Origin of the sequence: Mucilaginibacter terrigena, assembly GCF_004168255.1 — a bacterium.
Lineage (GTDB): Bacteria > Bacteroidota > Bacteroidia > Sphingobacteriales > Sphingobacteriaceae > Mucilaginibacter > Mucilaginibacter terrigena.
Genome location: NZ_SEWG01000010.1, coordinates 13,866 through 40,204, shown reverse-complemented (window position 1 = coordinate 40,204; position 26,339 = coordinate 13,866). Strand labels below are relative to the sequence as shown.

The window sequence follows — 26,339 nt, the reverse complement described above, 5'->3', positions numbered from 1 at the left end:
GATATGAAATTAGCGGCAGCATTAATATTATTTATGGGGATATCGACAGCCGGTATTGCGCAAACCAACTCCGGGAAAGATAATACTGCCATAGTAATTGCCGCCAAGCCCCTCTCGGCTGCCGATAGCGGTATGGTAAAGCAATTGTTTTTTTCGGCCCTGCGCGAAAAAACCATCGATAATTCTAAACTGGCCTTCGAACTGTTTAACCGCATATTACAGATAGACCCAACTAACGATGCCACTATGTTTGAGCTGGCCAACATGGAAAAAGCGCGTAACAACATCAAGGCCGCGCAGCCCCTGTTAGAGCGGGCCGTAACGGTTAACCCAAACAACGAGTGGTACTGGATAGCCCTTGCCGGCAGCTACGAAAAAAACAACGACATTGTAAAGCTGGAAAACGTTTTTAACGAACTTATCCGTATTAACCCAACCAAGCCCGATTATTACTACGACGAGGCCAACGCCCTGTTTATTCAAAAAAGATATGACGAGGCCTTAAAAATGTACGATAAGGTAGAAGAGCTTGCCGGCCCAAGCGAAGAACTGCTGGTAAACCGGCAGAAAATTTACATCAGGCAGGGTGATGTAAAAAAAGCCACCTCGGCGTTAGACGAATTGATAGCCGCCAACCCTACACAGGTAAAATATTACCTGATGCAGGCCGAAATATATAACTCCAACAATTTAAACGATAAGGCAATTGCCGCGCTGCAAAAGGCAAAAACCATCGATCCTAAAAACGGGGCGGTGCATTTGGCGTTTGCAGATATCTACCGCGAACAAAATAACCCTGAAGCCAGTTTTGACGAATTGGAACTGGCCTTCGCCATCCCTGATGTGGATATTGAACAAAAAATAAGGATATTACTGGGCTATGTGCCCAAATTCCCCGAGCCAAATGCCAAGGCCAGCGCGCTGGAACTTAGCCGTATTTTAGTAGTTGCGCACCCGGCAGACAGTAAGGCTTATGCCATGTATGGCGATATGCTGCTGCAAAGCGAAAAGGTGCCCGAAGCCAAAGCGGCATACAAAAAAGCCATATCGCTTAACAACCAGGCATACAACGTTCAGGAACAATTGGTAAGGATAGACCTAAGCGAAAATGATTTGGATGCTGCCATAAAAGATGGCGAAAGTTCGCTGTCGTTTTTCCCGAACCAGGCCTGGATGAACTACATGGTTGGTATTGCATGGCAGCAAAAACGCGGGTATGCCAAAGCTATAAGCTATTTAAAAAACGCGGTATCGTTAGAAACGCAGGATAAAGAACTGCTTACGCAGGCGTATTCGGCCCTTGGCGATTGTTATCATTCGTTAGGAGAGAACACAAACTCAGACAGCGCTTACGAAAAAGCTATCGCCATAAGCCCCGATAATGCTTTCACCCTGAACAATTATGCCTACTATTTGTCGTTAAGGAATGAGCGTTTAGAGAGCGCCGCGCAAATGTCTAAGCATTGTAACGATCTGCAGCCCAACACGGCATCGTTTGAAGATACCTACGCGTGGATACTTTTTAAGCAGAAAAACTACACAGAGGCTAAACTTTGGATAGAAAAGTCGCTCTTACATGATAAAGGGAACAGCGCTGTAAAAACAGAACACTACGGCGATATCCTGTTTTTCCTGGGAGACGTTGATGCCGCCTTACAAAACTGGGCGAAGGCAAAAGCACAGGGGGGCAAATCGCCGGTTTTAGAACGGAAAATAAATGAAAAGAAATACTTTGAATAAAATAGCCATTGTTTTTTGCCTGATGGCTTTAGTAGCCTGTAAATCAAAAAAACTGGTTGTTGTAAACCGCCCCACTACCACGGTAGATTCGGCGGCAATAAATAAGGAAAACAGCCTGCGTGCCAGGCTGGCAGCCATACGGGCAAAGCAAGTTACTTTTAACACCTTTTCGGGCAAGGCAAAAACCAAGCTGGATATAAACGGTAACAGCAACGATGTAACGCTAAACATCCGCGTAGCGCGCGATCAAAAGATCTGGATCTCGATAACTGCCATTATCGGCATCGAGGTTGCCCGCGCGCAAATAACACCCGATAGTATCATAGTGGTAAACCGCCTGCAAAGTGTTTACCTTAAAAAGCCATTTAGCTATGTATATACTTATGCAAGCAGGCAGGTTAATTTTAAAACATTGCAGGCGCTATTGGTTGGTAACGCCATCCCCGAATTGTTGAACACTAACGCTAATTTCCAAACCGAAGGTGCCAATACGGCGCTTAGCGGTAACTTACAGGACCTTGTTTATAAGCTTTTATTAGGGCCCGATTTGAAAGTTACCCAAACAAACCTGTCTAACGCTGTGGCCAGGCAAACCTTACAGGTAGCAAACAACGTTTTTATACAGGCCGATAACAGGGTGATACCGTCGCAGATAGATATTGCATCAACCGCAGGCGATAAAAAGATACAGGTGAACCTGCGCTACACACAGGCAGAGTTTGATAAGCCGCTCGAATATCCTTTTAGTATCCCAAAAAGTTACGAACCTGCTAATTAAATTATATTTTTGGTGAATGAAATTTTTTAAAGCGGCTTTATTTATTTTTTTGGTGTTGGCAACCTCGGGTGTTTTTGCACAAACCAGCGCCGAACTTAAACGCAGGCGCGATAAATTAAACGATGAACTGGAGCAATTGAACCGCGAATACCAGGAAACAGCGAGCAATAAAAAAGTATCGTTAAAACAGCTTAATATATTAAAGGCGCAGATAAACCTGCGCGAAGAAAAGATAACCAATATCAACTCCGAGGTAAGAAATTTAGATAATCAAATCTCTGAGAGCAATAATACCGTACATAGCTTACAAAACCAGTTAGACCAGCTGAAGAAGGATTACGCCGGGATGGTGTTGTTTGCATACCGAAACCAAAGCGCTTATAATAAATTGATGTTTATTTTTGCATCAAAAGACTTTAACCAGGCATACAGGCGTTTAAAGTATTTACAACAGTTTGGCACCTACCGCGAGCGGCAGGCGGGGTACATACAGGGCACCCAAAAGGACTTGCATGTTAAGATAGTTGAACTGGATAAGGATAAAAAACAAAAGAACGAACTGCTGCAGAGCCAGGAAAAAGAAAAGGCAGAGTTAGGCAAAGCAAAAAATAACCAGGTAAAGGTTATCAGCAACCTGTCTAAACACCAGGGCGAGCTAAAACAGCAGCAGCGTGATGTTCAAAAACGTATAGCGCGCAATAACAAGGAAATTATAAATACTGTTAGGCGCGAGATAGAAGAGGCAAGGCGCAAGGCCGAAGCAGAAGCCAGGGAGGCGGCAAGAATAGCCGCTGCCAAAGCAAAGGCCGAGAACCGCGAGGTTGTTGCCCCTACAAAAAAGGCGATAACCAAAAACTCTACCAACAGCGAGATCCTGAACTCAACGCCCGAGGCGGCCAGGCTATCTAACGACTTTTTGGGCAACAAGGGCCGTTTACCATGGCCCGTAGCTGCCGGCCAGCTGGTGCATGGTTTTGGTACTTATAACGATGCCGACGGCATACGTAACGAAAATACAGGTTACGAAATAAGGACCAATACAGGCGCGGCAGTAAGGGCGGTTTTTGAGGGCGAGGTAAGGACTATAATGGATATTAGCGGTACCTACCTGGTAGTTATAAAACATGGTGAGTATTTTACGGCTTATCAGAATCTAAGAACAGTAAACGTTGCCAAAGGGCAAAAGGTAAGTACTAAACAAACAATTGGCACAGTGGCGGTAGATGCATCAACAGGAGATGCAACTATTATCTTCCAGCTATATAAAGATAAAGGTTTTGTTGACCCGAGGCTTTGGCTGGCACCAAATTGATTTAAACTTATACTGTTCTAATTGTTTATATTTGTAACCTTAATTTAATACAGATGTTAAGTTCAGTTTTTTTATTTTTAAATATAGGCGGCAGCGAAATGATTTTGATATTGTTTGCTGCACTGATGCTGTTTGGGGGCAACAAACTGCCCGAGCTTGCGCGTGGGTTAGGAAAAGGCATCCGCGATTTTAAAGATGCATCTGAAGATGTTAAACGCGAGATAAACAACCAGATAAACAATTACGAAGACAAGAAGGTAGAAAAAAAGGAAGAGCTTGCCGAAATAAATGACGGTACAGAACCCGCAGGGCATACTTACGAGCCTGTTGCCGGTACTTTACCCGCGTTTGAGGGCCAGGCTGTTGCTACCGATGCTATTGAACAAACAGAGGCCGAACTTAAAAAAGAGGCTGCCGAAGATGATACTTTTGAGCACCATCCCGAGGAAATAAAACACCCGGTTACCGGCAGTGCCAACCGTAATACTATTGATTTAACCAAGGGCGATGACGAGCCGGTTAAAACTACAACTGAAGAAGAATATAAATAATAACAAAAAATATTAACATAACATAAAACTTAAAAATCATGGGTGGATTAGGCGCACCAGAAATCATTCTGATCATCGTTGCAATATTAATTATGTTCGGTGGTAAAAAAATCCCTGAACTAATGAAGGGTTTAGGCAGAGGCGTTAAAGAATTTAAAGACGCGCAGAACGGCGAAACCAATACTGCAAATACAACAACAACAACTACTACAGAAGATAAAACCAAGGTTTAATTTTCTGTGATTTTATTGGTACAGCTAACCCTTAGCTGTTAAACGTATAAACTTATCTGTTGAAATAGTTATGCTTCAACGGATAAGTTTTTTATTTTAGGCCCATGGCTAAAAACTATTCCTCTTACGCCGAAGTTAAGGGCGGTTTGAAAAATGGGGAGATCACTGTAGCGGGCCTGGTACAGGGCTACCTGCGTCAAATAAAGGCAAATGCACATTTAAACGTTTTTAATGAGGTTTTTGAAGCCGGCGCGTTAGCTTCTGCAAAAGATATTGATGCACGTATAAGCAATGGCACCGGCGGTAAACTTGCCGGGATGGTAATTGCCATAAAGGATAATATATGCTATAAAGGGCACAAGGTTACCGCATCATCAAAAATTTTAAAAGATTTTACATCTATATATTCATCAACAGTTGTTGAACGCCTGCTGGCCGAAGATGCTATTATAATTGGCCGCTGTAATTGCGATGAATTTGCCATGGGCGCCGCTAACGAAAACTCTTTTTTTGGCCCTGTAAAAAATTATGCTGATGAAACCCGCGTTTCCGGTGGTTCCTCCGGCGGTTCGGCGGTAGCGGTGCAGGCGGGTATGTGCCACGCGGCTATCGGTACCGATACGGGCGGCTCGGTGCGGCAGCCGGCCTCGTTTTGTGGGGTTGTAGGCTTAAAGCCAACCTACGGGCGCATCTCAAGGCACGGTATCATCAGCTATGCTTCGTCGTTCGATCAGGTAGGTACATTAACCAAATCGGTTGCCGATGCTGCTTTATTGTTAGAGGTTTTGGCAGGTGCCGATGAATACGACAGCACCCTGTCTCAAAAACCGGTTCCCGGGTCCGAAAGTTTAAAAAAGGAAACCGGAAAAAAGAACATAGCCTACCTGCAGGAAGCGCTATCCAGCCCCGGTGTAGATGCCGAGGTTAAAGCCACCCTTACCACTTATATAGAAAAATTGCGTGCCGATGGGCACACGGTAAGCCCCATCTCCTTTGAGTTTTTGGATTACCTGGTGCCTACCTATTATATTTTGGCTATGGCCGAGGCTTCATCAAATCTTGCCCGTTACGATGGTGTGCACTACGGCTACCGCAGCCCTAATGCAACTGATCTGGAATCGACCTATAAGCTTTCCCGCTCCGAAGGGTTTGGCAAGGAGGTAAAGCGGCGCATAATGCTGGGCACATTTGTTTTAAGCGCCGGGTACTATGATGCGTATTATGCTAAAGCGCAAAAGGTGCGCAGGCTTATCCAAAGTAAAACCAACGAGATCTTAAACGATTTTGATTTTATATTAACCCCAACCGCCCCCGAGCCGGCATTTGCTTTGGGTGTAAAAGAAAAAGACCCGGTAGTTACCTACCTGTACGATATTTTTACAGTACAGGCATCGCTGGCCGGCATGCCGGCAATTTCGCTTCCGGCGGGCAATAACAGTAAGGGTTTACCGTTAGGGTTACAATTATTAACTAAAAGTTTCGACGAGCAGGCGCTGCTTAATTTCTCTGAATATTTCATGCAGCTATAATTATTTAATATATTAGTAAATAATTGTCAAAACTTTTTTTGAGAGTTTACCCTAAAGTATGAAGAAACTGTTTTCTTTTATTATTTGTGCGTTATTTATACAGATAGTTAAAGCAGATATTAAAATTGAATTTGCCACCGCCCCGGCAGATCTTATCCAGCAAGATACTAACGTACTGTTGCCCGCTATACAGGCCCCGGTATCCATCTATCAAAACAATATTTTTAAACGCCGGCTCGATTCTATCCAGCAGGAGGTGCCATTAGATTATAATGGCTACGTGCAGGCTTATATAGACAACTACATGCGCCGCCGCGACGAGATGGGCCGCATGCTGGGCCTGGCCAGATACTACTTCCCTATTTACGAAAAGGCTTTCCGCGATGCCGGGATCCCCGACGAGATCAAATACCTGTCGATCGTAGAATCGGCGTTAAACCCAAATGCTATTTCGCGCGTTGGTGCCGCGGGTCCTTGGCAGTTCATGTCAGAAACCGCTAAGATCTATGGGCTGGCTATGACCGATTATGTAGACGACCGCCGCGACCCCGTACAGGCGAGCGTTGCCGCTGCCGCATACCTTAAAGATGCCTACCTGCAATTTGGCGACTGGCTGCTGGCCATCGCCTCATACAACTGTGGTAAAAGCAATGTATTACATGCGCTGGAACAAACCGGCACCCACGATTTTTGGTCGATACGCGAACTGCTGCCTGCCGAAACACGTGGGTACGTACCCGCCTTTATCGCCATAAATTATGTAATGAAGTACCACAAGTATCATTACATAGTACCGCAAACAGGCAACCTGGCCATTGTTACCGATACCATAATGGTGAATAAATTTGTATCGCTTAGCCGCGTTGCACAGGCTTTGGGTATGCCGTTAAAGGATATCTGCGTACTAAACCCATCTTACAGGCAGCAGCTGGTTAACGGTACTGCGGCTGTTCCGCGCAGGATAGTGATCCCAACCATTGATAAGGAGCGCGATAAAATTTTGCGCGGTGCTATTACCGACTTAAACGCACCCATACCCGTGCTCAGGCCAATTCAATATGTTGCAATTGTACCGCCACCACCGCCAATGCCCGTAAGGCAGCCCATAATAGCAGCACAACAGGCTGTGGTTGGGGGTAAAGTTATTACACCCGCTATCCATACCACAAAAAGGGGCGAAACATTGTTGAGCATTGCTGCCTTGTATGGTGTAAAGGTTGAACAATTGATGCAATGGAATAAGGCTTTGGGGAATAATGCAACGCTGCCGCTGATGCCGGGTTTAGCGGTAAATATCGGCAGGGGATAAAAATATTTTTATAGAAGCCCGGTTTTGATGTATTTCAAGACCGGGCTTTTTTTATTAGCCAGTTCAGAAAAAGTTAACGTAATTTTGTGCGCTTGAATTTTTGAGACCATGAATAAACCCAACCGTAAACAGGAAGCCCTTAATTATCACTCAAAAGGCCGCCCTGGTAAAATACAGGTAGTACCAACCAAACCTACCAACTCTCAGCGCGATTTAACCCTGGCCTACTCGCCCGGTGTTGCCGAGCCATGCCTGCGTATTGCTGATAATGTAGAGGATGTGTATAAATACACTGCCAAGGGTAACCTGGTGGCGGTTATAAGCAACGGCACAGCGGTACTTGGTTTAGGTAATATTGGCCCCGAAGCCAGTAAGCCGGTTATGGAGGGGAAGGGCCTGCTCTTTAAGATCTATGCTGATATCGATGTATTCGATCTGGAGATCAACGCCAAAACGGTTGACGAATTTGTAAATATTGTAAAGGCGCTTGAGCCAACCTTTGGGGGGGTAAACCTCGAAGATATATCTGCCCCAACCTGTTTCGAGATAGAGCGCAGGCTAAAGGCCGAAATGAAGATCCCGGTGATGCACGACGACCAGCACGGTACGGCCATTATATCGGGCGCGGCATTGATGAACGCCTGCGAGATCCAGGGTAAAAAGCTTGATAAAATAAAAATGGTAGTGAACGGCGCCGGGGCGGCAGCGGTTTCCTGCACAAAAATGTACCTGTCGTTGGGGGTTAAAAAAGAGAACCTGGTGATGTTTGACATTAACGGAGTACTTAATAACGACCGTACGGACCTGGACGACATGCGCATGCAGTTTGCTACCGACCGTAAAGATGTTACCACCCTTGCCGATGCCATGAAAAACGCCGATGTGTTTGTTGGCCTGTCGGCAGGTAACGTGGTTACCCCTGCAATGCTGGTAAGCATGGCTAAAAACCCAATTGTTTTTGCCATGGCCAACCCCGAGCCCGAAATTTCATACGATTTGGCAATAGCCGCCCGTAAAGATATCATTATGGCCACCGGTCGGTCAGATTTCCCTAACCAGGTAAACAATGTATTGGGGTTTCCTTACATTTTTCGCGGTGCGCTTGATGTAAGGGCTACCGCCATAAACGAAGAGATGAAGATAGCGGCGGTAAAGGCAATAGCCGAAATGGCTAAAAAACCCGTGCCCGAAGCTGTGAACCTGGCATATGGCATTACCAACTTAAAGTTTGGCCGCGATTATATTATTCCAAAGCCAATGGACCAGCGTTTAATTACCGAGGTTTCTTCGGCAGTTGCAAGGGCGGCTATCGAGTCGGGTGTGGCGCGTAAAGCCATTACCGATTGGAATGCTTATAACGAAGAACTGTTATCGCGCCTGGGTAATAAAAATAAAATACTGCGCGATGTTACCAATAAAGCCAAGCAGAACCCCAAACGCGTGGTATTTGCCGAGGCTGATACCTATAAAATATTACGTGCCGCCCAAATTGTTAAGGACGAAGGCATCGCTATACCTATACTTTTGGGTAACGCCGAGAGGATCAAAGAGATCATAAAGGAAAATGAGCTTGACCTGGACGATATCCAGATCATCGACCCTAAGATACGGACCGAACGCTCGCTTGAGTTTGCACAGTTCCTGTTCAATAAGCGCCAGCGTAAGGGGGTAACACTGTTCGAGGCTAAGAAGATGATGGTAGACCGTAACTATTACGGCGCCTGTATGGTCCATTTTGGCGAGGCTGATGCATTGATATCGGGCTTAACAAAGGATTATGCAACAACCATTAAACCTGCCCTGCAGATAATTGGTACCGAGGCCGGTGTAAACCGCGTTGCGGGCATGTACCTGATGATAACCGAAAAAGGCCCTGTTTTCTTTGGTGATACAACGGTAAACATCAACCCTACCGCGCAGGAACTGGTAGATATTACCGTGCTGATGGAGCGTTCTGTCGCGCAGTTTAATGTTAAACCACGTATCGCGATACTATCGTACTCCAACTTTGGCTCAAACGAAGGCGATATCCCTGAAAAAACAAGGGAAACCGTACGCATCCTTCACGAAAAGTACCCGGATATGGTTGTGGATGGCGAAATGCAGGCCAACTTTGCCTTAAACCCGGCGTTACTGGCCGATAATTTCCCGTTCTCTACCTTAAACGGTACACCTGCAAATACCTTAATATTCCCGGGTCTGGCATCGGGTAACATCGCATACAAACTGTTACAGGAAATTGGCGGCGCCGAAGCTGTTGGCCCTATCCTGCTGGGCATGAAAAAGCCCGTGCATGTGCTGCAGTTAGGTAGTTCCGTTCGCGAGATCGTAAACATGGTTACCATTGCCGTAATTGATGCGCAGGTAAAATGCGCCGAAGCAAAACCATCAAAAAACCGTAAAGCCAAATAGCATGTACGATTATATTGATGGTAAATTAGTGTTTAGGGGAGGTGCCCACGTGGTGATTGATGCCGGAGGGGTTGGCTATCACATCAATATATCATTAAATACATACGGCCAATTGCCCGAGGGCGAACGCTGCAAACTGTATATCTGGATGCATGTAAAAGAAGATGCCCACACCCTTTACGGTTTTGCTACCGAGGGCGAACGCCGGTTGTTTACGCACCTGATATCGATATCGGGCATTGGGCCTAATACGGGCCGCATGATGTTGTCGTCTATAACGCCTGCCGAAATACAGGCAGCCATTGTACAGGGTAATGTAGCGGCCATACAGCGCATAAAAGGCATCGGGCCAAAATCTGCCCAGCGTGTCATTTTAGAACTTCAGGATAAGCTTAAAAAAGAAGGGCCGGATACGCTTACCGTAATGCCAGGGTTAAAAACGGCAAAAGATGAAGCCCTTTCAGCCCTTGTAATGCTTGGATTTGTTCGTAACCTTGCAGAAAAGGTTTTAGAGCAGGAAATAAGCAAAAATAACGGTGTTTTAACTGTTGAACAATTGATTAAATCTGCTTTAAAAAGCTTATAATTACCTTGCAATAATTTATACACTTGATTAGAAATTTTACTACTAAATTTTTTGTAGTTATACTCTTTTTGTCTGCTTTTGGCGGGGTGGGAGAATTATTTGCACAAACACCATTTCAGCAACCAACCGGCCAGCCAACAACCGGCCAGCAGCCAACTAACCAGCGGCCCAATCAACAGATCCCTAACCCGCAGCAACAGCAAAATCGGCCACAGCAACAACCTCAAAGTCAGCAGCAACAACAGGTGCCTGGCCAACGCCCCATAGCGCAGCCAACCCAACAGCAAACAGCCACTACTTCTGCCAGGATAGATACCGGGATAAAACTTGGCCCGATTAGCCTTGCCGAGCCGCAAAGTAAAAGGCAGCGGTCGGGGATATTTTTTACCGACCCACCGGGACTGGTGCGCACCGTTGAATACGACCCAGCTACCAATAAATATATATTATACGAACGTGTAGGCAACCTGCTATACCGCTCCCCGCAGTACCTTACTTTTGGCGAATACCTGCTGTTACAGCAACGGGGTGTAAAACGCGAATATTTTAAGCAACTGGCAGATAATTACGCTTACGAGTCGCAGCAGCCGGGCTTTATACCGCAGATGAAGGTGAGGAGCAAAACCTTTGAACAGATCTTCGGCAGCTCTAACATCAATATCCGCCCGCAGGGGTCGGCAGAGGTGATACTGGCCGGGCAGATAAACAAGAACGAGAACCCGCTTTTTAACACCCGCCAGCGCAACCAGTTCAACTTTAACTTCGACCAGCGGATACAACTGAACGTTACCGGCGAAATTGGCGATAAATTAAAGATCACCACCAACTATAATACCGAGGCCCAGTTCCAGTTCGAGAACCAGATAAAGCTTGATTATACCGGCCACCCCGACGAGATCATCCAGAAAATAGAGGCCGGTACCGTTAGCATGCCATTGAACACTACCCTTATTTCGGGCAGCCAGGCATTATTCGGGGTGAAAACCAAGTTGAAATTCGGTAAACTGGATGTAACCAGTATTTTCTCGCAGCAGCGCTCGCAGTCTAAAAATTTAACCATTAATAATGGCGCGCAGCAGCAAAACATAAACATCACAGCTGCCGATTACGAGAGTAACAAGCACTTCTTTCTGTCACAATACTTCCGTAATAATTACAACAGGGCGCTGGCAAATATCCCCATTATCAGCTCTAATATAAATATTACAAAAATTGAGGTTTGGACAACCAACCGTACCAATGTAACTACCGATTCGCGCGATATATTAGGCTTTATCGATCTGGGTGAGAATAGGCCCTATAATACTGCTTTGGTACAAGGCGGGGCCGGTTTTAGCAATTTGCCGGCGGGATTTAAAGGGCCGGGGTTTGCCCAGCAATCAAACTCGCTCTTAAACGGCCTGCCTGCCTCGGCTCGTAATACCAATTCAAATGATGTTACCAATTACTTTAGGGCTACCGGTGCAACAGATAACTATGCCAAGCTAACCTATGCCCGTAAGCTTACCGATAAAGAATTTACCCTGCACCCGCAATTGGGTTATATATCACTTAATTACCCGCTTAATAACGACGAAGTGCTGGCGGTTGCCTACCAGTATTCGGTTAATGGCGTGCAGTACCAGGTGGGCGAGTTTAGCAGCGACAGGGCTGTTGACCCAAACACTCCAACAGTGCTGTTCACCAAATTGTTAAAGAACGAATTGCTTAAAACCAATTTGCCTACCTGGGACCTGATGATGAAAAACATTTACTCGTTAGGTGCCTACCAGATAAGCCCGACTGATTTTAAACTGAACATTTCGCGTTTGGATGATAAATCGGGTATCGAAAAAACGATAATGGACGAGGGGCAAAACACCAAAAGTAAACGCTGGATGCAGCTTACCGGCGTTGATAACCTTGATCAGCAAAATGATAAACGCCCCGATGGTTACTTCGACTTTTTAGAAGGCATCACCATCGATTCGCAGCAGGGGCGTATCATGTTCCCGGTGCTGGAGCCTTTTGGCAGCGACCTTGCCAAACAATTTTTACCGTCAGAAGCCGACCTGGCGGCACGATATTCCTATCAGCCGCTGTACGATTCTACCAAAACCATCGCGCAGCAATTTTTTCCTAAGCTGAACAGGTATCTGATAAAGGGTACGTACACCTCCCAAAGCGGATCGGAGTACCAGCTGAACGCGGTGAATATTCCGCAGGGCTCTGTTGTGGTAACCGCCGGCTCGGTAAAATTACAGGAAGGTACCGATTATACTATTGATTACAGCGCAGGCCGCATCCGGGTTTTAAACCAAGCGTTGCTTTCTTCAGGCCAAAGCATTAATATAAAATTAGAAAATAACGAGCTTTTTGGCGTGCAGCAAAAATCGCTGTTCGGGTCGCGGTTCGACTACCATTTTAACGATAAGCTGTTATTGGGCGGTACCATTATGCATTTAACCGAGCAGCCCATCACCCAAAACGAAATTGTGGGCGAAGAGTCTATCTCTAACACTATTTGGGGCCTTGATGCAAATTACAGTACACAATCGCGCTTCTTAACCCGCCTGGTCGATAAAATTCCGTTCATTAACACCAAAGCGCCATCAACCATCAACTTTAGCGGCGAGTTTGCAAAGCTGATGCCCGGCAGCCCCGGCGCGCTTAACTTTGCAGGGTCAAAAAACGGTACATCCTACCTGGACGATTTTGAGAACAGCCGTTCGGTTATCGATATAAAAAGCGCGGTTAACTGGCAGATCTCGGGCACCCCGCAAATGTTCCCGGAGTCGGATAGGTTTGACGACCTTAGCTATGGTTTTAACCGTGCCCGCCTGGCGTTTTACAATATCGACCCGATATTCTACACCAATTCGGGCACCGCTAATGTATCGCGTAACGAACTTTCTAACCATTACGTAAGGCAGGTTATAGAGCAGGAGGTATTCCCCTACAAGCAATCGACAACCGGGCAGCCGCTTAGCCTTGCCACCCTTAACATGGTTTTTTACCCAACTGTGCGTGGCCCTTATAACTACGTTACCACCGGCATAAATAACGATGGTAGCCTGCAAAACCCCAGGGACAGGTGGGGCGGTATGTTCCGTAAACTGGAAACAAATGATTTTGAATCGTTAAACGTAGGGTACATCGAGTTTTGGGTAATGGACCCGTTCATTTACAAACCAAATTCGGCTGGTGGCGACCTTTACTTTAACCTGGGCAGTGTATCCGAAGATATCCTGAAAGATGGCCGTAAAAGCCTGGAGAACGGTTTGCCCATAGATGCCGCAAGTGCCGGTAATGTTGAAGAGACCAACTGGGGTAGGGTAACAAAGCTGCAGCCGGTTATAAACGCTTTTGACAACAATCCCGACTCGCGCAAACTACAGGATGTGGGTATAGACGGGTTGAACGACGCCGACGAGAAGGTTAAGTTTGCCCCGATAGTACAGCAGGCGCAGGCCCAGTTAAGCCCCCAGGCAGCAGCCGTACTTTCAAACGACCCATCGTCAGATGATTACCAGTACTACCAGGGCGCAGCGCTTGACCAGGCCGGCGCAGGTATCTTAGACCGGTATGCAAAATACAACGGTACCGAGGGCAACTCTAAAACAGCAGAGCAATCGCAGGCCGAGCTGGGTATCCAAACATCGGCATCAACATCGCTGCCCGATGGCGAAGATATCAACCGCGATAATAACATGAGCCAAACCGACGAGTACTTTCAGTACAGGGTATCTATCCGCCCGCAGGATATGGTTGTTGGCCAAAATTTCATTAATGATAAAATAACATCAAACATAAAACTGCCAAACGGCACCACACAGCCCGTAACCTGGTACCAGTTCAGGATCCCGATAACCGAATACCAAAGCAAGGTGGGCAACATCCAGGATTTTAAAGCCATCAGGTTTTTGAGGATGTTTATGACCAACTTTGCCGATACCTCTATTCTGCGTTTTGCAACCCTGCAGTTGGTAAGGGGCGAGTGGCGCACCTTTAACAACGAAAACAGCCAGACAAACGTAATTGCCGACCCTGCCATCCCCAACCCGGTTGTGGATGGCTCGACACTTGATGTGCAGGCCGTAAATATTGAGGAGAATGGTAACCGTTCGCCTATACCTTACGTAGTGCCACCGGGTATAAACCGCCAGCGTAATTATAATAACCTGCAAACCGATACCAAGCTTAACGAGCAATCGTTATCGCTTAATGTTGCCAACCTGCGCGATGGTTACTCGAGGGCGGCTTTCCGTACCTTCTTTAATGACCTGCGCTCGTACAAACGTATCCAGATGTTTATCCACGCCGAAGGCGACCAGCTGAAGGATAACGACCTGAACGGTTTTGTACGCCTGGGTGTAGATTACCAGGACAACTATTACGAATACGAAGTGCCTTTGGCCATTACACAACCCGGCACACGCGACCCCGGCGCAATATGGCCGGAAAGTAACGAACTGGATCTGCAACTATCCATATTGGTTGACGCCAAACTGGCACGTAACAATGCCAAACTAAACGGTCAGCCGTGGCCATTTACCGTGCCGTTTGTTTATACCGATGGCCGTAACAAGGTAACCATTAAAGGCCAGCCCGACCTGAGCAGGCTGCGTACCATAATGCTGGGTGTGCGTAACCCGTATAAACCCGGCGGCCTGCCCGGCGATGACGGGTTGAATAAAACCGGAACAGTTTGGTTTGATGAATTGCGTTTAACCGATTTTGACCAGCGTGGCGGCTGGGCGGCCACTGCAAGGGTTGATGCCGCGCTGGCCGATTTTGCTAACATCACTGTATCGGGCAGTAAAAGTACAATTGGTTTTGGTACGCTGGATTCGAGGGTGAGCGACCGTAACCGCAGCGATAACCAGGCTATAGATGCATCGGCAAGTATCGAGCTGGGCAAATTCTTCCCAGAGAAAAGCGGCATCCGTATTCCGGCTTACGTAAATATATCAACCCAGGTAAGCACCCCGCAGTACGATCCCGGGTCGCCCGATGTGGAACTGAAAAAATCGCTGGCAGCGGCGCCAACCAGCCAGGCGCGCGATTCTATAAAGAATGTCACTACCGATTACACCATGCGCAAAAGCATCAACTTTACCAATGTGCATAAAGAGCGTACCAATACCACCGCGCCGGTGCATTTATGGGATATCGAGAACTTTGCGGCAACTTACGCCTACACCGAATATCAGCACCACGATTTTATTGTAGAAAATGATTTTGCCAAAACCTACCGGGTAGCGCTTAACTATAATTATAACAAGGAGCCAAAATATTACGCGCCGTTTGCCAAGATCATCAAGAGTAACCTGCTTGCGCTCGCACGCGATTTTAACTTCAGCATATTGCCATCAAGGTTAAACTTCAGTATCAATTTCGATCGTTTTTATTCGGAGAACACCCTGCGTAATAACGACCCTAATAACTTTATTCCTATCCCAACATCGTTCAACAAAAGCTTTAACATTACCCGTGTTTATGGTATAGGCTGGAATTTATCAAAATCGTTAACACTGGATATAGATGCCACAAACCTATCGGTAGTGGATGAACCGGCAGGCCGTTTGAACGGTTTAAAACGCGATACGCTCTGGGAAAACCTTTGGAAACTGGGCCGTACCACTAACTATAACCATACCATTAATTTAAATTGGACCGCGCCGGTAAATAAATTACCCGGCCTTGACTGGACCGCTTTAACCGTACGTTACAGTACAAACTTTAACTGGCAAAGCCAGCCCGAGTTTGCTATAAACAACCCAAGTTATGATGTAGGTAACAGCATCCAGAACGCGCGCACCATACAGTTGAACCCGAACCTTAATTTCGCTAACTTTTACAACAAGTTTAGCGCGCTGCGTAAGGGTAAGAACGAGAAAACGGGCGCCGCCAAATTCTTCCTCGGCATTTTAACAGGGATCAAAAACATCAGCGGTACCTACACCCGTACCGAGGGTACATTCCTGCCGGGATATTTGCCGCAATCAAACCTTTTTGGGCAGGACCTGACCTACGATGCGCCGGGCATTGGCTTCCTGCTGGGCAGCCAGGCCGATTTGCGTGATAAAGCGGTAGCCAACGGATGGATAACTAAAGATACCCTGCAGAACCAACTGTATATTAAATCGTTTAACGAGGATATACACCTGCGCAGTATCATCGAGCCTATATCTGATCTTCGGATCGAGCTTATCGCCTTTAAAACGCAGGACCGCAACTATCAAACCAACTTTAAATACCTGGCATCAACCAACAGTATACAAAACCTTAGCCCGGTAACATCGGGTACATATAGCATCTCGTTCATGTCGCTGGCTACGGCCTTTACCAAATCAAGTGGTATCAATAATACATCGGCAACGTACCAGAAGTTTTTAGAGAACCGTACCGTAATTTCGCAAAGGCTGGGCCGCACCAATCCAAATTCGGCCGGTGCTGGGGGTGGGTTTGCCGATGGTTACGGGCCTAATGCGCAAAACGTTTTGGTGCCTGCATTTTTGGCGGCATATTCAGGTAAGGATGCAGGTTCATCAAGCACCAGCCAGTTCCCGGGCATCCCTATTCCTAACTGGCAAATATCATACAGCGGCCTGGGCAGGCTGCCATTTTTCGCCGACCTGTTCGAGTCGTTCGACCTGAAGCATGGGTACCGGTCATCGTATAACGTAAGCAGCTACACCACGCTGCTGCAATACCAGGAAGCAAACGGGGCTGCAAGTTCAAGGGATTTTAATAACGATTTCCTGCCTTTTTACCAGTTTTCGCAAGTGGCCATATTTGAGCAGTTTGTACCGTTGCTTGGTGCCGACGTCCGTTTTAAAAACAGCATGACCGCTAATTTTGAGTACCGTAAAACGCGATCGTTAAACCTAAGCCTGCTGAATAGCCAGCTGGCGCAGCAGGAAGAAAACATATTGGTATTCGGCTTTGGCTATCGCCCAAAAAACTTCAGGATGCCATGGGGATTGTTCGGCACCGGCAATCGTACCAATAATGATATCAATTTTAAGCTTGATGTAGCGGTGCGGGATAATAAAACGCTTATTTACCGTGCCGATGTGCCCGCTGCCGAGGTATCATCTGGCGCGCAAAACATAACCCTGCGGCCTTCTATCGATTATGTGATCAATCAGCGCTTTAACCTCAATTTGTTTTACGATAGTAACATCACCAAGCCTTACACCTCGCAGGCGTTTAATACTTCTTTCACCAACTTTGGTATTAATTTGAAGTTGCTTTTACAATAGGGAAAGTAATTGTCATGCTGAACATAGTGAAGCATCTATTCGCCGCCATGGATGTAGGCGATTGCACAGTTCGTGAATGGATTCTTCGCTCTCGCTCAGAATGACAAGGAAATTTAATTAATCCTTCTTCCCCTTCTTTTTATCCTCCACCGCTTCCTTAAACTTCTTATCCTCTTTTTCCTTTTCTTTAACAGCTTTTTTGATGATCTTTTCCTGTTCTTTTTTATCCCCGGTATCGGCTTGCCCGTTAAGTTTTTTCTCCTGTGCCGGGCCAACGCCGGCGCAGTTTTTTATGCCGTTGAGCAGCACATGCCACACCGTTTTAAAGAACGGGAAATTAGCCGGGCGGATATAAACTACATTTGCCAGCCGAGGTGTTTTGTCGCCATCATCGGGGTTGTCGTGTTTAATGATCACGGCATTGGCCAGTGCGCTTATCAGGGTCTTTTTGGTATAATCAGGCCGTAGTACATCAACTTTAAGGTCGTGGTATAAAAACGATACTGTACCTTTTGATACCTTTTGTGTGCTATGCACATTAAAATCAAAGCTTGTTACCCTGCCCGATGTTATTTTAACCATCGATAGCGGCATTAAAACCGGGTTAACATCGGCCATGTTCATCGGTGCCAGGTGGCCTTTGTAAGCGTAATTGTAAGTGGCATCGTTCAGGTTAAAAACAAAATGCAGATCAAGCTTTGCCTTGCCCATAAAATAGCTGGTAAGGTTAGCCGTGGTAATGTTGTTCTTTGCAAGATCTTCCTTACGGTTGGTGAGGTTAAGAAACCGGCCGTTGATGTTGTCAAACTTTAAATGCCCAAATTTTTTAGACGCTTTGTTAAGCTGCGAGTACATTACGCTCATGTGTTTCAAATCAAGCGTGTCGATATTCAGCGTAGCTTTAATAGCGTGGCGGATGGCCCAATGCGGGAAAGTAACCAGCCTGTCGGTAGTTTGCAGCGGGCCGTTATAATTGCTAAACACTTCAAATTTCCCTTTATTTATCACCATCTTTTTAACATCAATAGTTTGCGATTTTTGATAAGTGATGTAATCAAAGTTATAAAGCGTAATATCCTGCATGCGGAGGGTGAAACGGTCCTTTTTACTTTTTTGAAAAAACAGGGTATGATCAATAGGTTTAAGATCTAACCCGGCTATGGTTAATTTTTTTGTTTGGGTTGATAACTTTACCGATTTAACCTTGAAATTATATAAGCCATCGGCTGATTTGCTATTATAATTTTTCAGCTCTGTAGTAATATCCCTTGAATATAAAAAGCGCGAAGTATCTGTTTGGGTGGCCGAATCTATCAGCAGGTCAGTCACCTTTACATCCATTTCTTTTAATTCGGATTTGGCTACTTTGGGCCCGGTGTAATTAAATTGCTTGTAATTGATATTGGTAAAAAGTATTTCGCCAACGTGTATTAATTTAAGGCTTTTCGAGATCTTTTGATAAAGGGTTCTGTCGTCCTTTTTAGCGGTATCTGCTTTCTTCTCTGCATACTTATTTATTCGTATCTCGGGTTCGTTCAGCGCAATTCGGCCAATATTAAGCTTCTTTTTAAAGTAAAGCTCAAATGGGTGCGCGTTGGAAATAATAAGCCGGTTTACATGCAGCTCGTACAAGCTACCGGGGGCGGTGCCGCTTTTTTCCATGCGGTTGTAAACGGCGGTATCGGGCTTAAAGGTAATGCCATATAACACTGCTTTGCCCTGCAAAATATTCAGGTCAAGGTCGGTGTAATCAATAGTATAAAGGCTATCGGTGCCTTTTAATACCGCTTCTTTTAATTTGCCGGATAATTTGGGCGCCAGGAAGCTGTTAAGGAACAGCACCGGTATAAGTACCAGTATTACCAATACCCCAACTACTATAAGCAGTACTTTTTGCCACTTGTGCTTTAAAAATTTAACAGCCATTTTTTGTTCGCTTAAATATTTATCAATGCAGCGACCCCTATGGCGGCTTCAGGTGATACAACAACAGAAAACGGAAATTGTTAAACGCTGACAAACTGTCACATCATTATATAAAAATTATGTATTTTTGCGGTTCAATTTTTTAGATGACAATGGATTTGCTTATTCCGGATAAAGTGCATGACGAGAGCAGGCAGGGCGAGGCTTTAATATTAGAGCCTGTTGGTAAACACAATGGCCGTAAGCTTTATATAGAAAGCTATGGCTGCGCCATGAACTTCTCTGATAGTGAGATAGTAGCTTCGATACTGGCCGAAAAAGGCTTCGAAACCACAGCAGATTTTAACAATGCCGATGTGGTTTTTATAAATACCTGCTCGATACGCGAGAATGCCGAAGTGCGCGTACGTAACCGCCTGAAAGAATTTGCCGGGGCAAAGTTTAAAAACCCCGGTATGGTGGTTGGCGTACTGGGCTGCATGGCCGAGCGTTTAAAAGCCAAATTTTTAGAAGAAGAAAAACTGGTTGATGTTGTGGTTGGCCCCGATGCCTACCGCGACCTGCCAAACTTAATAGAACAGGTGGATAGTGGGCAGCGTGCCGTTAACGTACTGCTTAGCCGCGAAGAAACTTACGCGGATATTAGCCCGGTGCGGTTGAACAGCAACGGTATTAATGCCTTTGTATCCATAATGCGCGGCTGCGATAACATGTGTTCGTTTTGCGTGGTGCCGTTTACCCGTGGCCGAGAACGCAGCCGTGATGCATACTCGGTTGTTGCTGAGTGCCAGGCTCTTTTTGATGCCGGCTACCGCGAGGTTACTTTGCTTGGCCAAAATGTGGATTCGTATAAATGGACGAAGCCTCTCCCTGCCCTCTCCGAAGGAGAGGGTTCTGAGGAAGCTAATCAAAAAGTCTCTCCGCTAACCAGCGGAGGGGATTTAGAGGGGGCTGGGGTGGTAAACTTTGCCAACCTGTTAGAGATGGTGGCTTTGGTTAGTCCGGAGTTACGCGTACGTTTTTCTACATCGCATCCAAAAGATATTACCGACGAGGTTTTGTATACCATTGCTAAATACGAGAACATTTGTAACTATATACACCTGCCGGTACAAAGCGGTAATAGCCGCATACTGGATATTATGAATCGCACTTACGACCGCGATTGGTACATCAACCGTATTGATGCTATCCGCAGGATAATACCGGGTTGCGCCATTTCAACAGATGTTATTACAGGTTTTTGCACCGAAACTGAAGACGAGCACAACGACACCGTAAGCATGATGGATTATGTGAAGTATGATTTTGCCTACATGTTTAAATACAGCGAAAGGCCCGGCACGTTAGCCGCCAAACGCTACGCGGATGATATCCCGGAGGAAATAAAACAAAAACGACTGGCGCAAATTGTAGCCAAGCAGCAGGAGTATTCGTTCTACAGGATGCAGGCGCGGATAGGCATGGTTGAAAAAGTGCTGATAGAAGGTTACTCCAAAAAATCTGACAAAGACTACTGCGGCCGCAGCGACCAGAATGCCATGGTGATATTCCCGGTAAGCGAAAATTACAAACCAGGCCAATATGTAAATGTATTGGTGGAAAGAACTACATCGGCTACGTTGATTGGGAAAATTGTAGGATAGAATCAAGAAACAAGAATCAAGAGCCAAGACAGGGAAATTGCATGAGACATAACCTTAAGAGTTTAAAAGTATGGCAGAAAGCAATGGATTTAACAGACATGACTTTTGATTTTTGCAAAGAATTACCAAGTTATGAAAGATACAATCTTATAGATCAAATTAATAGGTGCTCTTGCTCTGTCCCTTCAAACATCGCAGAAGGTTCAGGAAAAAACACCAATAAGCACTTTGCGGAATTCTTATCTATATCGATATCTTCATCTTTTGAACTCGAAACACAATTATTGATATGTGAGCGAAGAAATTATGGGTCCGAAGAAAAATTAAGAAACTGCCTGGAGCTTTTATCCGGGGTTCAAAGAATGATATTCTCTTTTAGAGAATACGTTTTAAAAACCGAAGCGATTTCTTGATTCTTGACTCTAACATCTTGACTCTTTTTAAATATGGATATTCAAGACATCAAACAACGCTTTGGCATTATCGGCAATTCGCCGTTGTTGAACCGGGCAATAAATATTGCAAACCAGGTTGCACCTACTGATATCTCGGTATTAATTACCGGCGAGAGCGGGAGCGGCAAGGAGGTTTTTTCGCACATCATCCACCAGATGAGCCCGCGCAAGCATGGGCCGTTCATAGCGGTTAACTGCGGAGCCATTCCCGAGGGTACCATTGATTCGGAACTATTCGGGCACGAAAAGGGCGCTTATACCGGTGCTGTTGGCGAACGTAAAGGTTACTTTGAAACCGTTAACGGCGGCACTATATTTTTAGATGAGATCGCTGAGATGCCTTTGGGCACCCAGGCGCGTTTACTTCGTGTTTTAGAATCGGGTCAGTACATCAGGGTGGGGTCGTCAAAAGTAGAAAAGACCAACGTGCGTGTTATCGCCGCAACCAATGTTGATGTTTACGATGCCGTAAAGGCAGGTAAGTTTAGGGAAGACCTTTACTACCGCTTAAATACCGTGCCCCTGCGCATACCGCCCCTTCGCGACAGGAAGGAAGATATTTTTCTGCTGTTCCGTAAATTCACATCAGATTTTACCGATAAATATCGCACCCCGCCCATACAGCTTGATGACGAGGCGCAACAGGTATTGATCAATTACTCGTGGCCGGGCAACGTACGCCAGCTAAAGAACATGGCCGAGCAATTAGCCGTTTTAGAGCGCGACCGGGTGATAACCGCGCCAACCTTATTAACCTACATACCGCACGAAGCCAGCCGCAGCAACCTGCCCATGCGTTTGGATAAGCAGCCAAAAGATGATTTTTCTGAAAGGGATATCCTGTACAAAGTGCTGTTTGATATGAAACGCGATATGGTGGAACTTAAGAAACTGGTTGCCGAAATTATCGAGCATGGGGGTGTTAGCACAAATTTCCAGAACAACTCGCAGGCTATAACGCAGCTGTACCGCGATATTGAATTACCTGCCAATAACCACGAAGCACAATTTACCCTGCAACAGCCCGTTAACAATAACGCCGGCAATAACAATACCGACTACAACATAACGCAGGAGGCGGAAGAAGTTGAGGAATCGTTATCGCTGGTAGAAAAAGAATCGGACCTGATACGCAAGGCGCTAAAAAAGCATAAAGGCAAACGTAAGCTGGCGGCTAACGAACTGGGTATATCAGAAAGAACTTTATATCGTAAAATAAAAGAATTAGATTTATAGGAAACAACGGGCCCCCACTAATCTCCCCCGGCAGGGGAGACTTTTTAAAGCCCCTCTCTCCCGGAGAGGGGTTTGGGGTGAGGCTGAATTAGATTTATAGGAAACAGATGAGGAAAAGGCTTTTTTTAAGTTTAATAACAATGTGCTCGGTGGTTATGCTTTTTAACTCATGTGCCTATAAACTATCGCTTAACGGGGCATCCATCCCCCTGGATCTTAAAACCATTGATATACAGTTTTTTGAAAACAACGCGCCATTGGTAGTAAGTACCTTAAGCCAAACCTTTACCGAGGCATTAAAAAGCCGCATCCGTTCGCAAACAAGCATCAGTATAGTTAGGAGCGAGGCCGATGCGGTAATGAGCGGGGCCATTGTAGGCTACAATATTGCACCGGTTTCTATACAGGCTACCAACAATAACGCGCCGCCAATTGCGGGCGCCAGCAGGTTAACCATAACCGTACAGGTAAAATATGTTAAGTATCTTTATAATAAGGAAGGTAAAAGGACCGACGATCCTGATAAAATTCTTAGTTTTGAAGAGTCGTTCACAAAATATAAAGAATTTACGGGCGAAAGTTCATCGCAGGAACAAGCTTTGATACAGGATATAGTTAAGCAGTTAACTGATGATATTTTTAACAGGGCCTTTGCCAATTGGTAGGCACAATAGTTTAAAACCAGCGTGGATCAATACGTAGATAGCAGGCAAAAAGAGATTTTCTGGGACTTGTTGGCAAACCCTGCCGATACAGGTTCGGCATACGCCCAAAGCCTGGAGCGTTTGGTTCACGATCATCCGCAAAGCGGGATACTGCAGGTGTTGCTTGCCCGCGCGGGCGATAAGCAACAATTGAGCAAAGCGTCTGTATATTACAACCCACGCACATTACATAAACTGATCAACCACCCCGGGCATATAACAGAGGTGGCGAGCGAAAACATTATTGCCCTGCCTGCAAATGTTTATTCCCATGCCGGTAACGCAGATAATAATACTGCGCAGCAAGAAGTTATTGTAGCCGCCGAACTTGAGCTGCAGGATATTGACCGGGCCGAAAGCGACGAAGAAACAACTTACACCGAAGAAATAAGTACTGCACCGGTTATAACTGATGATGCCGGCGAAACCACGGATTTACCTGAGCAGCGGCCTGAAGCAGGAACAGACGGGACTGTTGAAGAAGTTTCAGAACCATCGGGTACCGAAAACGATACTATAGAAGATACTTATCACCCGTTTGAAAACAGTGAAACCCCGGATGCCGGAGAACTGCCGGTAACAGCCGAAACGGATAGCGCGGGTGATATCCCTGAACCTGAGCCGGTCATAGAAACGGAACAGGCAATAGAAGAAACAACCGAAAATATAACCCCGGCGCAGGCCCCTTCACAACCCGAAAGGCCAGTATTTGGTTCGCGCTTCCCAAAAAGGGATGCCGGGAATATACCCCGGGAACCCGGGTACCCGCAGCAGGATATCGAGGACGATGTATACGATGAGATAGTAAGTATAGAAGATATTGGTTTTGAAGCAATTGCCAGCGAGGAATATACTCCTCCTGCTGAACCTGCAGCTGAAGCAAGGTTTAGCGATCCTTATGTAGAATCGGGGCCTGAAGAGGAAGAAGCTTCGTCGGTGCTGTTCCACCAGCCGCAGCCTGTGGTAGAACCCGTGCAGAATTACGACCAGAATATTGCCGACCAGGAAGAACGCCTGATATTAGGCGGTATAGTAAATGCCGATTACCTGTCGTTTGATAAAAAGCTGGACGAATTGCGTGGTATAGCCCCTGCAGACAATGCCCCCGCCGTAACCGGTCAGCCCCAACAGGTTGCGCAGGCTTCCGAAACAAAAGAAGTATCGCGTTACGATGATGATAAAATGCCATACACCTTTATGTGGTGGCTTGATAAAACCCGTAAAGAGCATGCCGGCAACTTTCAGCCGTATGCCGCCGATACCGAAAAAAAAAATGACGAACCAGTACCCGCTACCGGCAAAACAGGCCCTACCGACGAATTGCAGCAACAGTACTACGAAAATATATTCAGCCTTACATCAGTAAGCGGTGTTGACAGGGATACCGACCCGGCAAGGGTGGAGTTTGACCACACCAGGAAAGAGGATGTAATTATTGAACGCTTTATACATACCGAGCCGCAGATAAAACCCTTGTCGGCAGATAAGCTGGATAACGAGAACAAGGCAAAGAAAAGCTCGGAAGACCAGAACGAACTGGTTACCGAAACCCTTGCCCGCATCTACAGCGACCAGATGCTATATCATAAAGCGATAGCTACTTATAAAAAATTGATATTGAAATTTCCGGAAAAAAAGCTTTACTTTGCATCCCAGATTGAACAGTTAGAAAAGAAAACCAATTGATATAATAAAGAAATGTATTTAATTTTAGTAATCATCACCATTATTTTATGTGTCCTTTTAGGATTCATTGTACTTATCCAAAACCCTAAAGGCGGCGGCTTATCTTCAAATTTTTCAAGTTCATCGCAATTAATGGGCGTACAAAAAACGGGTGATTTTTTAGAAAAAGGAACCTGGGTGCTGGCTATCAGCATAATGGTATTATCGCTTATCATAAACGTATCTGTTAAAGGCGGGGCGCAAAAATCAGATAACCCCCAGTTAATTGAACAAATTAAAAAGGATTCTAAACTACCGGGAACATCAACTGCGGCACCGGCAACACTGCCAGGGGCGGGTACAACTCCTCCACCGGCGCAGGCTACACCAAAAAAATAAAAAGTATTTTAACTTACACCAAAAGGCTTTGGATTATTCCAAAGCCTTTTTTGCTGAAATTAGAGCTACTGACACGATGGCACTTTGGCAATACGTTCACATGAGCAGGTTGTAAGCACACCTGCAAAAAGTGACAATTAAACAGTAAAGCATGCCAATACATAAAAATTTTGTTGCTTGGCATAATTGATGTGAAAAGCTTACACGAAAACTTAAAATTATAAAATCAAAATAGTATTACTATGTCATTAAACATTAAACCCCTTGCGGATAGAGTGGTTGTAGAAGCTGCTGCTGCTGAAACCAAAACCGCTTCTGGTATTTACATCCCTGAAACAGCCCAGGAGAAACCACAAAAAGGAACAATAGTATCTGTAGGCCCCGGTAAGTATGCTGATGTTTCTGGCGCACTTATCCCTATGACCATTAAGGTTGGCGATTCTGTTTTATACGGAAAATACGCAGGTACCGAGATCAACGTAGACGGGAAAGAATACCTGATCATGCGCGAATCTGACATTTACGCGGTATTATAATTTGTTGTAAAGTTTCAATGTTAAGGGTTGTAAAGTTGCCTTTTAACATTGGATTTCATAACATTCAAACTTTAC

The 26,339-nt window shown here is 45.6% G+C and carries 18 protein-coding genes; 17 read left to right on the top strand and 1 reads right to left on the bottom strand.

Features of this window, described 5'->3' with window-relative positions; genetic code table 11:
• Positions 1-3 precede the first annotated feature (3 nt).
• From EWM62_RS18380 to sov, 10 genes are all read left to right on the top strand, one after another.
• On the top strand, positions 4-1,740 hold the full coding sequence (locus tag EWM62_RS18380) for a tetratricopeptide repeat protein (protein ID WP_129878142.1): 1,737 nt from the start codon (positions 4-6) through the stop codon (positions 1,738-1,740).
• Positions 1,718-2,518 (top strand): DUF4292 domain-containing protein, encoded by an 801-nt coding sequence (locus EWM62_RS18375; protein WP_129878141.1) that lies wholly within the window; start codon positions 1,718-1,720, stop codon positions 2,516-2,518. Before EWM62_RS18380 ends, EWM62_RS18375 begins: the two co-directional genes overlap by 23 nt.
• Before the next feature lie 16 nt (positions 2,519-2,534).
• Positions 2,535-3,830, top strand: coding sequence for a murein hydrolase activator EnvC family protein (locus EWM62_RS18370; protein ID WP_129878140.1), 1,296 nt, complete (start codon positions 2,535-2,537; stop codon positions 3,828-3,830).
• Between the two features lie 53 nt (positions 3,831-3,883).
• Positions 3,884-4,381, top strand: coding sequence for a Sec-independent protein translocase subunit TatA/TatB (locus EWM62_RS18365; protein WP_129878139.1), 498 nt, complete (start codon positions 3,884-3,886; stop codon positions 4,379-4,381).
• Between the two features lie 38 nt (positions 4,382-4,419).
• Positions 4,420-4,614: a twin-arginine translocase TatA/TatE family subunit gene (gene tatA / locus EWM62_RS18360; protein ID WP_129878138.1), complete on the top strand. Its 195-nt coding sequence runs from the start codon at positions 4,420-4,422 to the stop codon at positions 4,612-4,614.
• A gap of 104 nt (positions 4,615-4,718) precedes the next feature.
• Positions 4,719-6,143, top strand: coding sequence for an Asp-tRNA(Asn)/Glu-tRNA(Gln) amidotransferase subunit GatA (gene gatA / locus EWM62_RS18355; RefSeq protein WP_129878137.1), 1,425 nt, complete (start codon positions 4,719-4,721; stop codon positions 6,141-6,143).
• Between the two features lie 58 nt (positions 6,144-6,201).
• A complete protein-coding gene (locus EWM62_RS18350) occupies positions 6,202-7,452 on the top strand; it encodes a lytic transglycosylase domain-containing protein (RefSeq protein ID WP_129878136.1) in 1,251 nt (416 codons plus the stop codon).
• Between the two features lie 108 nt (positions 7,453-7,560).
• Positions 7,561-9,864 (top strand): NADP-dependent malic enzyme, encoded by a 2,304-nt coding sequence (locus EWM62_RS18345; RefSeq protein ID WP_129878135.1) that lies wholly within the window; start codon positions 7,561-7,563, stop codon positions 9,862-9,864.
• Between the two features lies 1 nt (position 9,865).
• Positions 9,866-10,450 (top strand): Holliday junction branch migration protein RuvA, encoded by a 585-nt coding sequence (gene ruvA, locus EWM62_RS18340; RefSeq protein ID WP_129878134.1) that lies wholly within the window; start codon positions 9,866-9,868, stop codon positions 10,448-10,450.
• Positions 10,451-10,695: 245 nt separating this feature from the next.
• A complete protein-coding gene (sov, locus tag EWM62_RS18335; RefSeq protein ID WP_449406690.1) occupies positions 10,696-17,697 on the top strand; it encodes a T9SS outer membrane translocon Sov/SprA in 7,002 nt (2,333 codons plus the stop codon).
• Between the two features lie 117 nt (positions 17,698-17,814).
• Here sov and EWM62_RS18330 read toward each other — a convergent pair whose 3' ends face one another.
• Positions 17,815-19,623, bottom strand: coding sequence for a hypothetical protein (locus EWM62_RS18330; protein ID WP_129878133.1), 1,809 nt, complete (start codon positions 19,621-19,623; stop codon positions 17,815-17,817).
• 152 nt (positions 19,624-19,775) lie between these two features.
• Here EWM62_RS18330 and EWM62_RS18325 point away from each other — a divergent pair, with 152 nt between their 5' ends.
• From EWM62_RS18325 to EWM62_RS18295, 7 genes are all read left to right on the top strand, one after another.
• The gene (locus EWM62_RS18325; protein WP_129878132.1) at positions 19,776-21,269 is read left to right on the top strand and encodes a MiaB/RimO family radical SAM methylthiotransferase; all 1,494 of its coding nucleotides are present in this window, start codon (positions 19,776-19,778) and stop codon (positions 21,267-21,269) included.
• A gap of 41 nt (positions 21,270-21,310) precedes the next feature.
• Positions 21,311-21,682, top strand: coding sequence for a four helix bundle protein (locus tag EWM62_RS18320; RefSeq protein ID WP_129878131.1), 372 nt, complete (start codon positions 21,311-21,313; stop codon positions 21,680-21,682).
• A gap of 33 nt (positions 21,683-21,715) precedes the next feature.
• On the top strand, positions 21,716-22,960 hold the full coding sequence (locus EWM62_RS18315; RefSeq protein WP_129878130.1) for a sigma-54 interaction domain-containing protein: 1,245 nt from the start codon (positions 21,716-21,718) through the stop codon (positions 22,958-22,960).
• Positions 22,961-23,067: 107 nt separating this feature from the next.
• The gene (locus EWM62_RS18310; RefSeq protein ID WP_129878129.1) at positions 23,068-23,625 is read left to right on the top strand and encodes an LptE family protein; all 558 of its coding nucleotides are present in this window, start codon (positions 23,068-23,070) and stop codon (positions 23,623-23,625) included.
• Between the two features lie 21 nt (positions 23,626-23,646).
• A complete protein-coding gene (locus EWM62_RS18305) occupies positions 23,647-25,350 on the top strand; it encodes a hypothetical protein (RefSeq protein ID WP_129878128.1) in 1,704 nt (567 codons plus the stop codon).
• Positions 25,351-25,362: 12 nt separating this feature from the next.
• On the top strand, positions 25,363-25,728 hold the full coding sequence (secG, locus tag EWM62_RS18300) for a preprotein translocase subunit SecG (protein ID WP_129878127.1): 366 nt from the start codon (positions 25,363-25,365) through the stop codon (positions 25,726-25,728).
• Between the two features lie 242 nt (positions 25,729-25,970).
• Positions 25,971-26,264 (top strand): co-chaperone GroES, encoded by a 294-nt coding sequence (locus EWM62_RS18295; protein WP_129878126.1) that lies wholly within the window; start codon positions 25,971-25,973, stop codon positions 26,262-26,264.
• Positions 26,265-26,339: the final 75 nt, after the last annotated feature.

Bases quoted from the DNA above. Each gene is read 5' to 3' on its own strand.
- EWM62_RS18380 (WP_129878142.1), top strand. From the start codon at position 4: ATGAAATTAGCGGCAGCATTAATATTATTTATGGGGATATCGACAGCC.
- EWM62_RS18375 (WP_129878141.1), top strand. From the start codon at position 1,718: ATGAAAAGAAATACTTTGAATAAAATAGCCATTGTTTTTTGCCTGATG.
- EWM62_RS18370 (WP_129878140.1), top strand. From the start codon at position 2,535: ATGAAATTTTTTAAAGCGGCTTTATTTATTTTTTTGGTGTTGGCAACC.
- EWM62_RS18365 (WP_129878139.1), top strand. From the start codon at position 3,884: ATGTTAAGTTCAGTTTTTTTATTTTTAAATATAGGCGGCAGCGAAATG.
- tatA (WP_129878138.1), top strand. From the start codon at position 4,420: ATGGGTGGATTAGGCGCACCAGAAATCATTCTGATCATCGTTGCAATA.
- gatA (WP_129878137.1), top strand. From the start codon at position 4,719: ATGGCTAAAAACTATTCCTCTTACGCCGAAGTTAAGGGCGGTTTGAAA.
- EWM62_RS18350 (WP_129878136.1), top strand. From the start codon at position 6,202: ATGAAGAAACTGTTTTCTTTTATTATTTGTGCGTTATTTATACAGATA.
- EWM62_RS18345 (WP_129878135.1), top strand. From the start codon at position 7,561: ATGAATAAACCCAACCGTAAACAGGAAGCCCTTAATTATCACTCAAAA.
- ruvA (WP_129878134.1), top strand. From the start codon at position 9,866: ATGTACGATTATATTGATGGTAAATTAGTGTTTAGGGGAGGTGCCCAC.
- EWM62_RS18330 (WP_129878133.1), bottom strand. From the start codon at position 19,623: ATGGCTGTTAAATTTTTAAAGCACAAGTGGCAAAAAGTACTGCTTATA.
- EWM62_RS18325 (WP_129878132.1), top strand. From the start codon at position 19,776: ATGGATTTGCTTATTCCGGATAAAGTGCATGACGAGAGCAGGCAGGGC.
- EWM62_RS18320 (WP_129878131.1), top strand. From the start codon at position 21,311: ATGAGACATAACCTTAAGAGTTTAAAAGTATGGCAGAAAGCAATGGAT.
- EWM62_RS18315 (WP_129878130.1), top strand. From the start codon at position 21,716: ATGGATATTCAAGACATCAAACAACGCTTTGGCATTATCGGCAATTCG.
- EWM62_RS18310 (WP_129878129.1), top strand. From the start codon at position 23,068: ATGAGGAAAAGGCTTTTTTTAAGTTTAATAACAATGTGCTCGGTGGTT.
- secG (WP_129878127.1), top strand. From the start codon at position 25,363: ATGTATTTAATTTTAGTAATCATCACCATTATTTTATGTGTCCTTTTA.
- EWM62_RS18295 (WP_129878126.1), top strand. From the start codon at position 25,971: ATGTCATTAAACATTAAACCCCTTGCGGATAGAGTGGTTGTAGAAGCT.